The 14,320-nt window shown below is 44.9% G+C and carries 19 protein-coding genes; 14 read left to right on the top strand and 5 right to left on the bottom strand.

Annotation, left to right across the window (positions count from 1 at the left end; translation table 11 throughout):
• Window positions 1-59 precede the first annotated feature (59 nt).
• Both GVJ32_RS12080 and GVJ32_RS12075 read left to right on the top strand, forming a co-directional pair.
• Window positions 60-266 carry a hypothetical protein gene (locus tag GVJ32_RS12080; protein WP_159240366.1) on the top strand — a complete coding sequence of 69 codons (207 nt, stop codon included), beginning with the start codon at window positions 60-62 and terminating at the stop codon, window positions 264-266.
• Window positions 267-459: 193 nt separating this feature from the next.
• Window positions 460-729, top strand: a complete 270-nt coding sequence (locus GVJ32_RS12075) for a YidH family protein (protein ID WP_159240365.1) — start codon at window positions 460-462, stop codon at window positions 727-729.
• A gap of 21 nt (window positions 730-750) precedes the next feature.
• Here the strand turns inward: GVJ32_RS12075 and GVJ32_RS12070 are convergent, their stop codons facing one another.
• On the bottom strand, window positions 751-1,614 hold the full coding sequence (locus GVJ32_RS12070) for an acyl-CoA thioesterase (protein ID WP_159240364.1): 864 nt from the start codon (window positions 1,612-1,614) through the stop codon (window positions 751-753).
• Between the two features lie 174 nt (window positions 1,615-1,788).
• Here GVJ32_RS12070 and GVJ32_RS12065 point away from each other — a divergent pair, with 174 nt between their 5' ends.
• The 8 genes from GVJ32_RS12065 (at window position 1,789) to GVJ32_RS12025 (ending at window position 7,449) form a co-directional block, all read left to right on the top strand.
• A complete protein-coding gene (locus tag GVJ32_RS12065) occupies window positions 1,789-1,947 on the top strand; it encodes a YqaE/Pmp3 family membrane protein (protein WP_103685093.1) in 159 nt (52 codons plus the stop codon).
• Window positions 1,944-2,288 (top strand): DUF4112 domain-containing protein, encoded by a 345-nt coding sequence (locus GVJ32_RS12060; RefSeq protein ID WP_159240363.1) that lies wholly within the window; start codon window positions 1,944-1,946, stop codon window positions 2,286-2,288. The genes GVJ32_RS12065 and GVJ32_RS12060 overlap by 4 nt, the downstream gene beginning before the upstream one ends.
• Window positions 2,289-2,347: 59 nt before the next feature.
• Window positions 2,348-3,007, top strand: coding sequence for an alpha/beta hydrolase (locus tag GVJ32_RS12055; protein WP_159240362.1), 660 nt, complete (start codon window positions 2,348-2,350; stop codon window positions 3,005-3,007).
• Between the two features lie 950 nt (window positions 3,008-3,957).
• Window positions 3,958-4,236, top strand: a complete 279-nt coding sequence (locus GVJ32_RS12045; protein WP_159240360.1) for a type II toxin-antitoxin system RelE/ParE family toxin — start codon at window positions 3,958-3,960, stop codon at window positions 4,234-4,236.
• A complete protein-coding gene (locus tag GVJ32_RS12040; protein WP_159240359.1) occupies window positions 4,236-4,529 on the top strand; it encodes a HigA family addiction module antitoxin in 294 nt (97 codons plus the stop codon). The genes GVJ32_RS12045 and GVJ32_RS12040 overlap by 1 nt, the downstream gene beginning before the upstream one ends.
• A 160-nt stretch (window positions 4,530-4,689) precedes the next feature.
• Window positions 4,690-5,658 carry an IS30 family transposase gene (locus tag GVJ32_RS12035; RefSeq protein WP_159240358.1) on the top strand — a complete coding sequence of 323 codons (969 nt, stop codon included), beginning with the start codon at window positions 4,690-4,692 and terminating at the stop codon, window positions 5,656-5,658.
• 19 nt (window positions 5,659-5,677) lie between these two features.
• Window positions 5,678-6,304 (top strand): alpha/beta fold hydrolase, encoded by a 627-nt coding sequence (locus GVJ32_RS12030; protein WP_159240357.1) that lies wholly within the window; start codon window positions 5,678-5,680, stop codon window positions 6,302-6,304.
• Window positions 6,305-6,486: 182 nt separating this feature from the next.
• Complete coding sequence (locus tag GVJ32_RS12025; protein WP_159240356.1) at window positions 6,487-7,449, top strand: LpxL/LpxP family acyltransferase; 963 nt, start codon at window positions 6,487-6,489, stop codon at window positions 7,447-7,449.
• 58 nt (window positions 7,450-7,507) lie between these two features.
• Here the strand turns inward: GVJ32_RS12025 and GVJ32_RS12020 are convergent, their stop codons facing one another.
• Window positions 7,508-8,989: a YifB family Mg chelatase-like AAA ATPase gene (locus tag GVJ32_RS12020; RefSeq protein ID WP_159240355.1), complete on the bottom strand. Its 1,482-nt coding sequence runs from the start codon at window positions 8,987-8,989 to the stop codon at window positions 7,508-7,510.
• A 325-nt stretch (window positions 8,990-9,314) separates the two neighbouring features.
• Here GVJ32_RS12020 and GVJ32_RS12015 point away from each other — a divergent pair, with 325 nt between their 5' ends.
• Window positions 9,315-9,515: a superinfection immunity protein gene (locus GVJ32_RS12015; RefSeq protein WP_159240354.1), complete on the top strand. Its 201-nt coding sequence runs from the start codon at window positions 9,315-9,317 to the stop codon at window positions 9,513-9,515.
• Between the two features lie 87 nt (window positions 9,516-9,602).
• Here GVJ32_RS12015 and GVJ32_RS12010 read toward each other — a convergent pair whose 3' ends face one another.
• Window positions 9,603-10,331 carry a DUF4013 domain-containing protein gene (locus GVJ32_RS12010; RefSeq protein WP_159240353.1) on the bottom strand — a complete coding sequence of 243 codons (729 nt, stop codon included), beginning with the start codon at window positions 10,329-10,331 and terminating at the stop codon, window positions 9,603-9,605.
• Between the two features lie 347 nt (window positions 10,332-10,678).
• Here GVJ32_RS12010 and GVJ32_RS12005 point away from each other — a divergent pair, with 347 nt between their 5' ends.
• From GVJ32_RS12005 to GVJ32_RS11995, 3 genes are all read left to right on the top strand, one after another.
• Window positions 10,679-11,410, top strand: a complete 732-nt coding sequence (locus GVJ32_RS12005; RefSeq protein WP_159240352.1) for an LEM-3-like GIY-YIG domain-containing protein — start codon at window positions 10,679-10,681, stop codon at window positions 11,408-11,410.
• Window positions 11,411-11,625: 215 nt separating this feature from the next.
• Window positions 11,626-12,282, top strand: coding sequence for a hypothetical protein (locus tag GVJ32_RS12000; protein ID WP_159240351.1), 657 nt, complete (start codon window positions 11,626-11,628; stop codon window positions 12,280-12,282).
• Window positions 12,283-12,665: 383 nt separating this feature from the next.
• Window positions 12,666-12,839, top strand: coding sequence for a hypothetical protein (locus GVJ32_RS11995; protein WP_159240350.1), 174 nt, complete (start codon window positions 12,666-12,668; stop codon window positions 12,837-12,839).
• A 203-nt stretch (window positions 12,840-13,042) separates the two neighbouring features.
• Here GVJ32_RS11995 and GVJ32_RS11990 read toward each other — a convergent pair whose 3' ends face one another.
• Together GVJ32_RS11990 and GVJ32_RS11985 are read right to left on the bottom strand one after the other, a co-directional pair.
• Window positions 13,043-13,498 carry a hypothetical protein gene (locus GVJ32_RS11990; RefSeq protein WP_159240349.1) on the bottom strand — a complete coding sequence of 152 codons (456 nt, stop codon included), beginning with the start codon at window positions 13,496-13,498 and terminating at the stop codon, window positions 13,043-13,045.
• A 50-nt stretch (window positions 13,499-13,548) separates the two neighbouring features.
• A complete protein-coding gene (locus GVJ32_RS11985; RefSeq protein WP_159240348.1) occupies window positions 13,549-14,196 on the bottom strand; it encodes a hypothetical protein in 648 nt (215 codons plus the stop codon).
• Between the last annotated feature and the right edge of the window lie 124 nt (window positions 14,197-14,320).

Here is a 14,320-nt window from a genome sequence, read left to right as displayed (position 1 = left end):
TGTGAGTGCCAAGCAGAGTCTAAACCGACGTTCTTTCTCTGATACCCTACGGATAAACTATGAAAAATACATTGATTGCAAGTTCGTTCATTATTATGAGTGGTTTGTTGATGGCGTGCTCAGATGACAAAGCTGCAGCGCCTGCGCCAGAGAAAGGTGCAACGGCGGTAAGTATAGATACCGGCGAGGGCTCATTCTCATTTAAGAGTGAAGGCGACGGCGAAAGTACTTCTGTTTCTGTTGATGCGGATGGCGATAAAAAATAACACTCATCTGTTAATACCGCTGTGAAATAATATTTCGCAGCGGTTTTTATTTACAACGGTACTGCAAATATCGTCTGGCAATCGTAAGTTAAGCCCCTCTCTACACAACGTATTAAAACAGAATTTTAATGGATTTCCGTGAGTTCCTTGTCATACTGCCGTGAGTGTCCGCAGGCATAATTGGGAATGTAAAATGGATAATGACTCTGAAATTAGAGATATGCTCGCTTTGGAGCGTACGCGCTTGGCTAATGAGCGGACCTTTCTTGCGTATATTCGAACCGGCTTGTCTTTACTTGCAGGGGCCGCTGTCTTGTTTCAGTTTTTTACCTCGATAAACTCGTATATGACGGCAGGCTGGGTGTTAGCGGTTTGTGCTGTGTTGGTATTAATATTCGGAAGTTATCGTTTCATGCATGTTCGTTCGATGTTAAACAAACGCTCGGTAAAATCTAAAAATTAAAAACATGAGCGGGGTATTGAATTAACGCAATACCGCTTCTTGTGTAACAGACGCAATGAGTTGGCCTGATTGAGAAAATATTTTTCCCGTAGCAAGCCCTCTGCCGTTCCCCGCCCAATGGCTTTCAGTTCGATATAGCAACCATTGATCGACATTAACGGGCGCATGTATCCAAAGTGAATGATTTAACGAAGCTAGCAATTTAATGCCCGTGTTGCGGCCATGAGGTATCGCGATTGTGCCGGGTAGCCAGTAATCCGACAACAAAGCGAGTAGTGAATGATGATCGCGAGGGTCTTCAATCTGCGCGGCGGAAGGAATGCGAACCCAATAGTCCCTAAATGCGGTGTCTGGCGTTTCAAAATAGGTTTCCATATCTAGCATACGCAATTCAAAGATATAGGGTTTAGATAGCAAGGCAAAAATATTCTCGGGTAAGCGATGCTTATTCTCTTGAGCAAATACTTGTAAATCTATCAATGACTCCGGCGCTGGCGGATTGCCTAAATTTGCAAATTGATGATTTACGCCTTCCTCACCTTCATGGAAAGAGCACAATAGCTCGAAAATCGGTCGCCCATCTTGTATCGCGGTAACACGACGAGTCGCGAAGCGGCGGCTGTCGCTAAGGCGCTCAACTTGATAATCGATAGCATCGTCGATAATCCCGCCCCGCATAAAAAAGCCGTTGATACTGTGGCAATGCCAGTTATCTACGGTGAGCGTCGCAGCGGCAAGCGATTGACCAAGTGCTTGCCCGCCAAAGGTAACGCCGGCCATATTGTCGAGGTTATGACGAGCGCGAAATCGATCTTCTCCAATGACGTCAAACTGCAGCATTTCGGTGGCGTTGGGAATATATCGATTCGTTGTGGTGAGGTTCACGCTGGCCTTGCTCGCTATAATACAATTCGGGCGTAGAGCATATGCAACATCAGTAGTCAGATCAACCGAGCGCCATCCTTATATAGCGTGCTCACAGATAATTTGAAAAGGGTAATTTTGTGCTACCTTATGGATGGCATTACCAACTCGAACTAACAGAGCGAGAAACGTACTATGGATATTATTCGTATCATCTTTGCAATCTTACTACCGCCATTGGGAGTGTTTTTACAAGTCGGTTTAGGCAAGCATTTTTGGCTTAATATTATTCTTACACTCTGCGGCTACTTGCCCGGCATTATTCATGCCGTTTATATCATCGCAAAAAAATGATATCGCAAGAAGCAGAACAGCGACTGCAGCGCAGTCGCAAACTCGCCACTTTACTGGATGGTGCGTGGGGGATACCACATACCCCCTGGCGATTCGGGATAGATGCCTTACTCGGGTTGCTGCCCGTCGCCGGTGATTTAGTGAGCGCACTGCTGGGCTTAATCATCGTTTGGCAGGCCCATAGGCTTGAAGCACCACGGCGCCTAAAATTGAGAATGTTAGCTAATATCGGCCTCGATTTCTTGCTAGGTAGCATACCCATTATCGGCGACATCGCTGATATTGCGTATCGGAAAAATATACGTAATACCGATTTACTTGAAGCATGGCTTAAAAAATAAACTTTGCAGCTTAACTAAAAAAATATCATCGTAAATTAAAAACGCTCAGGAGCTCGACCTTGCTTAATTGTGAAATAGTAGAACCGAAAGGCGCAGCAGACGCCGCCGTTATTTGGTTACATGGCCTAGGCGCCAGTGGCCACGACTTTGTACCCGTGGTGCCCCACCTCGGTTTGCCAGACAATCACGGTATTCGTTTTGTATTCCCCCACGCACCAGAAATACCTATCACAATCAACGGCGGCATGGTCATGCCGGGGTGGTACGATATCCTTGCTATGTCTATTGAGCGAGAGATCGATCTAGTGCAGATAGAATCCTCAGCTGCCGCTGTGCGCGAATTAATTCAGCGAGAATTAGATGCAGGAATCCCAAGCGACCGCATCGTGCTAGCGGGCTTCAGTCAGGGCGGTGCGGTGGTCTACCACGCAGCACTTTCTTACCCCAAGCCGCTGGCTGGTTTACTAACCATGTCCACCTACTTCGCCACGGCTAAAGAAGTAAAACTCAATGAGGCGAACAAAGCCCTACCGATTCATATATTCCACGGCAGCCAAGACCCCATGGTGCAAGAAAGCATGGGCCATACCGCCAATCAAATTCTACAAAGCATGGGTTTCAAACCTAAATACCGCAGCTACCCAATGCAGCACGAAGTTTGTGGAGAAGAAATTAGTGATATTGGGAATAGTCTTAAAGAGTGGTTAAAGCTGGGTTAAAAGGTGGGGAAAACGAGATGGCGTGGAGAGAATTTCTGTGCGCTATTTTTTTTAATCGGCACGTATGATGCTGAGTTTATAAGCTTGGAGAGGCACTTTGTCGAAAGCGGCGGAAAAGACTTAGAAAAAATAAAACACAAAGGGAGTGGGGAATATAAATATGGAAATGCCACTAACTGCGCTTGAAATTTCCTTTTGATAAATAAATTATTTTTATGTAGTACGCGAAGGAGTATAAGAAAAAACTGAGTGTGCTTAGTAAATAGATGTTATCTGCCTAGATGAGTATTGTGAAAATGATGAAAGTTTGGATGGCTTTCTTAGTGTTATTCTTGGTTTCCCTAACGGGATGGGGAACATTCATTGTTGAGGGTGTGGAGCATAAGATTTTAATTTTTGGAATTGTGGGAGCTTTGATAACCACCATAATCTCTGTACATTCAATTACTCTAAATCACAATAAAGTCAAAGAAAGAGAGTTAGAGCTACTTAGAATTAAAGAGAAAATAAAAGTCTTCCAATATTTTTATACTGCGTATTTTGATCTTATCGCCAGTGTCAAGGCAGGGAGCGGCAGCAAAATAACACCAAAGATTATATCTGACATGATGGAGTTTAAAAAAGGATTAATGAACTGGGGAAGCGAAGAACTTATTGCCAATTACTTGGATTTTGATATCCAATCACAACTGCCAGCAGATCCCTCAGACCCATTTAGAATTATTCGCGACGGTNATAAGTTTTTGAAAGATATGCGAAAGGACTTAGGTTTTGAAGACAAAGGTAAAGTAAATGTCATGAACATTATATTAGATACTGAAGCGAGACAAGAATTCGAGACCAGCGCTAAAGGTAGATAGCAGTCAAATCAATCTTGGGTGGATTTTCGCTCTGTCCATTATTATGGGGGTTTTTATTGACGGTGTTGCGCAACATGCTACACTCTGCTCATGATCAAATCATTCAAGCATAAAGGACTAGAAAAGTTCTACAAGGCTGGAACTACGAAGGGCATTCAAGCTTCCCATGCTAGTAAGCTAAGAATGCAGCTTGCTGCCTTAGATACCGCTTTCTGTGTTGATGATTTGGACATCCCCGGTTACCGATTACATCCATTAAAAGGTAGTCGAAAAGGTCTGTGGTCGATTACTGTTAATGGGAACTGGCGAGTCACGTTTGAGTTCCAGGAAGGCCATGTTTACATCGTTAATTATGAGGATTATCACTAATGAATATGCATAATCCCCCTCATCCGGGTGAGTTTATTCAAGCAACCTATATGGAGCCCTTTGATATTAGTTGCCGCACCCTTGCAAAACATCTTGATGTTGCGGCCTCAACGCTTAACAGGGTGATAAAAGGTCAGAGCGGCATCAGTCCGGAAATGGCGTTAAGGTTGTCCAAGGCTTTGGGTCGTAGCCCAGAAAGCTGGCTTATTATGCAAGACAATTACGATTTGTCAGTTGCAAAAAAGCAGCTGAAGCTTACCAAGGTGTTTCCATTAGATTTAAGTGCTGCGTAACGCTTCATGCCTTATGGGCTTATGTTGCTTTAGTAGCCAGGAACGGTAGTTATTAAAATACGTGGTTTCAAATCTGAAGTGCATCATCTGATGCAGTAGAAGAAAGGGTCAGCTGAAGGTAAGCTCATCATTTTTTTCTCCGGCAAGAGATGAAATCACAATGAGTTATTACCAGCAGCTGACTTATGAGCAACGATGCCAGATATCAGTCCTAAATAAAACAGGTTGTTCACAAAGAGAGATAGCTAAGAACGTCGGCACAAGTCAGTCAACAATCAGTAGAGAGTTAGCTCGTAATACAGGTGGCCGAGGTTACCGGCACAAACAAGCTCAAGCTAAGTCGTCCTTACGTCGCAAGGCGGCAGCTAGGCGCTCTAAAATGACGTTGGCTATGGTCGCACTGATTGAGTCCAAGCTTCGGCAGGAATGGAGTCCGGAGCAAATATCGGGGTGGCTGCTTGATGATCTAGAGCTTCTGATTAGCCATGAGGCGATCTATCTGCATGTTTGGTCGGATAAGCGATCAAACGGAGATTTATATACGTACTTGCGACGTCAAGGCAAGAAATACGACAAGCGCCGTAATGGCAAATCCACACGAGGACACATTAAGAACCGTGTAAGCATTGATGACCGCCCTGAGGCTGTGGACAACAAATCCCGAATTGGTGACTGGGAAATAGACACAATGATAGGGAAAGGCCATAGCGGTGCGCTGGTCACCATAGTGGAGAGGGTCACCAAATTCACCTTGTCTGCGCAGGTTGATAACAAAAGTGCTGCGGCTGTCACAAAAGCCACGATCAGTTTGTTAAAGCCATTTAAAGATGTGGTTCACAGTATTACGGCGGACAACGGGAAAGAATTTGCTTATCATGCTGAGATCAGTAAGGCGCTCTCAACGGATATTTATTTTGCACATCCGTACAGTTCGTGGGAGCGCGGATTAAATGAAAATACGAATGGGCTACTACGGCAGTATTTTCCAAAAAGCACAAATTTGAAGTTGGTGTCTAAGGCAGAGGTAGATAGAGCTGTGAACCGACTAAATACCCGCCCAAGAAAAGATTTAGGTTTTAAAACACCGGGTCAATTAATGGGTGATTACCGGGCTGCGATTGCAGCTTAAACCTTGATGCACTTCGGATTTGAAACCGCGTGAGATTAGCAAACAGGGGCACCAAGTTTATCGACCATCGCTAACTGGTTTGGGTGCGCGTGCGCATTTAAGCTCTACGGACATCCGCTTAGAAACGCATATTCAAGATATTGTTAATCTTATTTTGTATGAGGATTTGCACGATGTCGTTCTAGTGGGGCATAGCTATGGCGGCATGGTTATCAGCGGGGTAAGCGATAGCATCCCCGAGCGAATAGCGCGCCGTATTTATATTGAAGGCATGGTGCCGTCTAACGGTGAAAGCATGCTTGATATTCATAGCAAGGCGGCAAAAGCACTGGCCTCGCTAACTCGCAATGGTTTTGTTTACCCGCCGAGATATAAGGATAGCGCCCCTCCACCAAAACTTATGCCGCAGCCTTTGAATACCGTCACAGACAAAATCACGCTAACGCATCATAATTTAACTATACCCACGAAATATGTTTTAACGGTGGCGCCACACACGCAAATTGAACAAGATGATTTTTATGCTCAAGCTAAGCGTGCGCAACATAATGGGTGGGTAGTGATCAATATTGTAGGTGGCCACAATATTCAAAGAGAAAATCCTGAATTGCTGGCAGGTATTATACTAGGCGACCCTATTGACTGATGCGGGCAATAAGTCACTTGCACAGGAAATACTGTATTAATTAATGTGACTAGCCCCTAGTCAAGACGTGTGAAAAATTCAGGTATGAATTCAGCCAGCTAGGATTTACCGAGTTGCCTTAGCTGTTATTTAAGGGTTTCAGTCGATGTTATTAGAAACCATATTAGGCACAGGTATAGCATATGCCCACCATTGAGAAGCCGACTGCTAAGACCGCAACCAAGCTGTCTTTTCGTCCTCGTCACATCATTCTTCGTTTCAGCTACGGACTATTCAAACTCTGTGCGAAGTTACCTTTGCGTATACAGCTTAGCTTGGGCCGGGGCATTGCTTTTATTATGTGGCCCTTGCTTGGTCAACGCATGCATGTGGCACGCACCAATTTAAAGTTATGTTTTCCTGAGCTGGACGATGCCAAGCGGGAAGCGCTTCTACGCCGCCATGTAGATGCTTTGGGTATGGGTGTGTTTGATGCCGTGGCGAGCTGGTTTAGCGCAGATGCTTTACTGAGTGAGCAATATCGTATTGAAGGTGTTGAACACCTTGATGTCACGCTGGCGAGGGGCAAAGGGGTCTTGTTGCTGGGTGCACACTTTACCACCCAAGAGATGGGAGTGCGTATGCTCAGCCTTCATCACCAAGTGCATTGCGTCTATCGTCGCCACTCCGATCCGGTACAGGAGGCAACGGTGCTGCAGGCTCGCTTGCGTCATTTTGCCGATATGATTCCCAGTGATGATATGCGCAAGGCGCTCAAATATCTGCGTCAGGGAAAGATAGTGTGGTACACGCCCGATCAGGATTTTGGTGAGTATGGTATGGAACACAGTGTGTTCTTGCCGTTCTTTGGTGTCGAGGCGGCAACCGTGACCGTTCCCGGTCGATTGGCGCAAAGTACCGGCGCGGCCTTGGTGCCTTTTTTCTTTCGTCGCGAGGCTGATGGTCACTACTTGCTGCGCATCTTGCCGCCGTTGGATGAGGCTGCCGGCGAGCCCGTGGAAGTGGCCAGAGTATTTAATGAGTTGCTAGAGCAGGAAATAAAAGAGGCGCCTGAACAATACCTCTGGGTTCATCAGCGCTTTAAGACGCGGCCTGATCCAGCGGAAGCTTCGCCTTATGTTTTGACTGAAGATAAAAGCAGTTAGATATACCTATTTGGGAAAGTGCGGTCTTGATGATTCGTTTTGAGCTCATCACGCGCCGCTAAAGTTCTCCTCGATAAATCATGGCTTCCTGCAAGTGACCAAGACTGATGTCTTTATCCCCCGCAAGATCCGCAATCGTTCGTGCAATTTTAACTAGGCGATGATGGGCGCGAGCGCTGAGTCCTAGTTTTTGCTCGGCGCGGAGCATGAATTGTTTGCTGGGTTCATCAAGTTTACAGAACTTAGCGACTTCATCGGCGCTGAGCCTAGAGTTGATGTTAGGGCTGCGCTGGTGCTGACGGGCTCGCGCCGCACATACCCGCTCACGAACCACTGCGCTACTTTCTGCTTTGCTTGAATCTTGTAGCACGCCGGGTGGAAGTCTTGGCACGGTGATGCGTAAATCGATTCGGTCTAACAGCGGGCCAGATAATTTGCTGCGATAGCGTTGAATTTGATCTGGTGTGCAGCGACAGTTTTTACTTTCGTCACCGTCATAGCCACAGGGGCATGGATTCATTGCACCCACCAATTGAAATTTTGCCGGGAAGGTTAATTGCTGCGCGGCGCGGGAGATGATCACCTCGCCAGATTCCATGGGTTCGCGCAGTACTTCTAATACTTTGCGGGGGTACTCTGGCAGCTCATCTAAAAATAAAATTCCATTGTGAGCTAAGGAAATTTCGCCAGGACGAGGATAACTGCCGCCACCGACCAAGGCCGCTGCCGAGGCGGTGTGATGTGGTGAGCGGAACGGGCGATGCAGTCGTAATGGCTGGCCGGCGACCGATTGCACAGTGGCAATATCTAAACGCTCCGCTTCAGTTAAGGGCGGTAAAATTCCGGGTAGGCGATTTGCCAGCAGCGTTTTGCCTGTGCCCGGAGGCCCATTTAAAAGCAGACTATGTCCGCCAGCTGCGGCAATTTCAAGCGCGCGTTTGGCGCCGGCTTGGCCTTTTACGTCGCTGAGGTCGGGGTAGTTGTTTTCATCAATAGGTTCAACACTGGCGCCTGCAAAGGGGAGGGCATGTTGGCCGTGTAAATGTGCGGCTACGGCGAGTAAGGAGTCGGCTTCACGTAGGCCGGTGTCGTCGACTATTGATGCCAATCCGGTATTCGCCGCCGGCAAAATTAATATATGACCGGCTAAATTTGCTTGAATCGCGGCGGGCAGTGCGGCATCGACCGCGCGAAGTTCGCCGCTTAAACCGAGTTCACCAATGAGCTCTAAATGTTCTAGGGGTGCGGCGGGCACTTGCCCAGAGGCCAGTAAAATACCAATGGCAATCGGTAGATCAAAACGGCCACCTTCCTTGGGCAAATCGGCAGGTGCTAGGTTAACGGTGATGCGACTGACGGGAAACTCAAAGCGCGAATTAATCAGTGCGGAGCGCACTCGGTCGCGACTTTCACGAACCGTTGCTTCGGGTAAACCAACGATGTTAAATGCGGGCAAACCGCCAGATAAATGTACTTCAACCGTGACCAGTGGGGCATTCACGCCGAGCTTGGCGCGGCTATAAACAGTAGCAAGTGGCATGTCTTCGTCCTTGAAGGCTGCGTAAATGTCTGAAGTTTTAGCTTAGTTTTTGTCGGCGCTTTGGTCTCCAACCAGCTTCGCTTCTCATATTGTGAATTCAACAACTATACGGCTAGAGCAGCATACACCCAAGAGTTTGCATTGGATTATATGGAAAAAGAAAGTACACATTTAAAGATGCAGCATGGATAGTTCGCGTGTATAGATAAAATAATTTGAAATTCCTATAGTGGGAGAATTGACTTTCTGATAGCTTGAGCCTAGCAATAGTGTGGTTTCGGCTATGCCTTTTAGAAAACTATATTTGTAAGGATGAGGTGGATTTATGGATGAGTCAATGGGGTTATATTTAGCGGTGCTAATAATTTTAGCCATCTTCTTTTTGCCAACAATTATTGCGCTACTTAAGAAGCATCCCCAAAAAGTAGGCATAATATTGGTTAATATCGTTGGTGTTGTTGGTGGTTTGGGTTGGATTGCGGCATTAATATGGTGTTTTATCCTTCCGAAAGAGCAGTCCAGCTAGCATAGTTCTGGTTGAATGAGCCGTACACTTCAATAAGAGGCAATACCCGTCAATTGTTGGAGAGTTACCATCCGGCACTAGCAATTATCACAATGAATATTGTACGTTTTGCTCTTTGCTATTAATTTTGTGTGCCAATACCCCCAAGTCATAAGCGGACGAAATGTAATAGCCTACAATACTAACCGTGGGTATTAGCAAAATACCGAAGCCAGTAATTGCTAGTGCGGAGTCAAGTGCAGCAATTAGCACGATTAGAGCGAGCCAAGAGAGATAAAATTTTATAAAGTAATGTATGTATTTAACAAATAAAGCGAAGTTAAGCGCTACATTAAGCAGTGTTTTCCAATCCCCCGAGTTAGCGTATCTAATCATGCCAGCTTGAAAAACGGGGAAAGAAATAATGGCCCATATAAAATATATCAATATAGAGAATGCCCAGTCTTCGGGCTCCGATTGAGCCCAATCGGAAAATCCATTTGCGAGTATTTGATATAGATCTTGAACAAAACCAATCGGGCCACCGATACCTAATATGGCACATAGAATACCAGGTACAAATATGTGTGCTGTCATAACACACCATAGCAATAGTCCGCGCTTAAACATAATAAATGGATTAAATGGCGGCAAGGTAACGTCTCCAGTACTTAACCGCTTTACCATTTCGAATCGCCACCCCTTTAATAAGATGACACTAAGCAGGCCTATCGCTGGAATTAGAGTGATTAAGGGCAATGGCCATAACTTAGCTGCCCATTCGCTGTCTTTAAATGGATAGCAGAGTGAATCTTTGAAATCATTGTAAAACGACACTTGACATTCCTTTGTCATATTTTTGAGAATTATATGAATTTCTGTAAGGAGAATCCAGTGCATGTCCAGATCAAGTTTCAATACGTAGAAGTAGTTGAGTTGTCGCGTCAGTTCGTAATCGTTAGATGATGAGGGCTGATTTATCAATTCTCTTTGGTTTGGCTTTTGTGGTTCACTGCTCGGGTTTGGGCAGATAAGTGGGGAATTAGAGTATGGTGGCGTGTTGTGTATAGGCTTAAGTAAATCGTAGTACTAAATCAGTTGCCGATCTTCAAAAAATTATGGGATACTCGGACTTGGCAATCCGAAGGAATCGGGGTGTATATAAAGCATAATAAGGAAATGCTGTGTCCGACTCAGACATTGAAAATTTTTCTTCTGAAGTAATTGAAAAACTCCGCTATTACGTTTACCGCTTGATTGATCCTCGCAACGGCGAAACCTTTTACGTGGGAAAAGGTAAAGGCAATCGTATCTTTGCCCATGCAAAAGGCGACGTTGAGAGTGACGCCCTTTCAGAGAAAATGGCGCGAATAAGAGCCATCCAGCTCGCCGGTTTTAAGGTCGCCCACGTTATCCATCGTCACAACCTCGACTCAAGCACCGCCTTTGAAGTAGAAGCGGCCTTGATAGACGCCTACCCCAGTAACACGAATATTGTTGACGGGCATGGCAGTAACGATTTCGGCGTTATGCACGCCGCAGAGGTGGTTCGCCGTTATGCGGCAGAAACCGTCGTCTTTACTCACAAAGCCTTAATGATCAACATTAATCGCTCTGCCTTGGATAGCTCTGTTTATGAGGCCATGCGGTTTGCATGGCGAATTAATTTGGCGAAGGCGAAAAAAGCCGAGATTGTCCTTGCCGTTGTACAAGGTTTGATTGTTGGTGTCTTCATAGCAGATAAATGGCTACCTGCCACATCTGAGCATTTCGCGGGCCATGAGGATGTAGAGGGACGATATGGTTTTTACGGGAAAGACGCACCAGATGAAATCCGCTCACAGTACATAGATAAACGTATTCCTGATGAATACCGCAAGCGTGGTGCAGCCAATCCCATTAAATATACGTGGTAAAGGGTCAGGTTCAAGGCCGCTCACCAACGAAAATAAATATTAAAAATAGGCTCAACAGGGCTTGCTGCCAAAAATTTTCATGGGAAAGTGAATTTATGTCCAGCAGGCACGTTGTCGGTGGCATAAATAAAGGGTCACGGGGTAGTGTCCCATTAAATCGTAAAAATATAACAGGCTGTATTATCATCAGCTAACAATAAAATGGAGAAGTTCGCATGGAAAAAATCGTATTCGCACTTGTAATGGCATTATCTATGACAGCTTGCGGTGGTAGTGGCGGCGGTAATGGCGGGAGTAATGGTAGTGGTAATGATGGCGGTAATGAGGGAGATAATTCTTCTGGTTATAATATCAGTTTTTCGCCCCCCCCACTTGATCCAAATATGGCGACTATTGATGGCGACAAGCCCGATCACGAGTTCAGTGTAGGCGATAGGATAGATATTTATTGGTCTTTCGTTTCAATCGAAAAAGATGGTGATCCGGTTGAAAGCCCTGTTCTGTATACTGCTAAAGTCTATTTGAGCGAAGATGAAGAGCTTATTGAGGAAGAAAGCTCTTTGTTGATATCTTCTGAATGTAGTATTCCTAATCTCGGCTTCAAATATCATTGCGGTGTGCATGCCTCATATCGGTGTGTCTATGACGAAAATGCGCAAATGACATGCGTTTCATTTTCAGATGAAGAGGGGGAAGGGTACGAAAACTATGGTGTACATACTATGGATATGAGCACATTTTTAGATACAACTCCCAAGGCTGGATATGCGCACTACGAAGTGTGCTTAAAGGAGCATCCAAATATTTGCGACTCATTTAAGCATGAAGTCTTTTTGAATGGCCCAGAATATAGTGTTATGGCCGCGCAGTAATAACGGCGCTTCTCTATCAATAGTAGGTGATGCGGGCTCACATCTTGAGTAGTGTAAATATCTATAATTTTGGCGGCTGTAGTCCGGTTGAAGGTAAGCAATGGGATGGACTCCTCCTCACCCTAGCAATGCGGCGTCAATGCGCCAGAATGGTAAGTGTCAGTTTGCCATTCAGAAGATGAGGAGAAGCCCTATATGAACATTACAAGAGTTGGAGCAGATATCGCAAAATCTGTTTTTCATGTTCACGGTGTTGATCGACATGAAAAGACTCAGTGGCAAGTAAGGCTCAGGCGTCATGAGTGGCTTGATATGCTCTGTCAGCTCGCATCAATAATCTTCGGCAAGCATTGCCCTAATGGCTTGAAGATGCGGAGAATGGTTTGACCGATGATTTTCGGGTTTTACTGGCCGAACTCTCCAATGATTTGAGGCACCTTGATCACCGCATAGCCGATCTTGATACTCGGATTGAGACGTCAGTTAAAACCGATCCGGCGGCACGCCGCCTATTGGATGTGCGTGATATTGGCCCACTTACCGCTAGCGCTCAATAGCTGAGAGACGGTATCTCTTGTAACACTCATAATACGGCAATAATGTTTTATGGTGAGGGGATATAAGTGGTAGATGGGTAAACTAACTGGTTGTGAGCCGATTAAAGGATGTGCGAAGATGCCGTCAATGAATTTATCTAAGAGGGGGGGTAATATATGCAGCTTAGAGCATGGTGGCCCCGCCTTAGTTTTAAGCATCAACACTACACCTTGTCGTAAGGGTGGTATTTAGCAATTTGTGTATTTACATTGGCATCATCTTCTCCAATATGGCCATAACCAGCAGTGGAGCCGTTGCCCGTGTATGAATAAGAGCTATCTGAGCTTGAGCTTCGAGTGTTAAAAGCACTGACAAGGATATTAACGATAAATGCCACCAAACCGAAGGCTAAGACAATCACAAGTCGAGCAAGGCGATAGAGAATATGGTTGTTAAATTTAACACGTAGCACTGCATCCCAGTCTGCACCGATACCGCCTATCGCCCTAACACCGCAATACAGCATAGGGATTATCAAAATAATTGACACGAAAAACACCATGTCTAATGCTATATCACTAGCCCATAACAATCCCGCGCCAATATTTAAAAGCATAAAAATAAGCGTGTCGGATTTTGTTTGTTTGGACAGCTTGGGCAGCCATGTTTTTATGTTCATTGCCTTATCCTTGAGAAACAGTGGGGTGTCTAAATGCGGCTCCCGTGAGTTTAAATTACATAGCCTGAAACATACCACTGACCATCACGCAGCTTAAACTTTAACTGTTTTAATGGGCTCCCAGAAAGTTGGACATAAGTGTAGTTGCGGGTTTTAGCATTTGAATAATGAAATTTCACTGCTTTAATTGACGAGTAATCAGCTTTCGATAGCCTATTTGAGCGTAACCAAGAGTCTGCGCTTTTTGATTGATAGGCCATTTTAGATAGCCGATCTTTGTCTTGAGCTTTGATTGCTTGTACGAAATTGATAGTTAATTTCTCGAATTTTCGTAACTGGTCAAGATAAATTTGTTCATCCTGAGTAATTTCAGCCTGAATTTCCTTGATACGTTCCTTTACTTTATTTGCATGGATTCCATTCGGAAATTTTGCAAGATATTGTTGATATTCTTCAATCCATTTGTCACGAGATTTATAGAATTTTTCTTTATTCTTAGCGTCGGTATAGGCAGTATTGTCTCTGTATTCCAGCTGCCTAATATTTGCCAGCTTGGCTTCTTCTGCTAGCTGTTCTTTTAATTCAGATTTCATTCTCAATAGTTCTGAATTTTCTGGAAAGTTCTTAAGGGCGCGGGTTAATAATGTATATTTAGCTCTTGTTGAATGGTTGTTACTTGCTTTTAGTTCCTCTACCAATAATGCTTCAATATTAGAGATTGATACCGTATATACCTTGATTGAATAGGTGTGTTCTGGTCAACAAAACCGGACACATTAATTTGCTAATTTCTCATACTGAACCGGCGATAAATCATTGTTC

Source organism: Zhongshania aliphaticivorans (assembly GCF_902705855.1).
Classification (GTDB): Bacteria; Pseudomonadota; Gammaproteobacteria; order Pseudomonadales; family Spongiibacteraceae; genus Spongiibacter; species Spongiibacter aliphaticivorans_B.
This window is presented reverse-complemented; position numbering and strand designations above follow the sequence as displayed.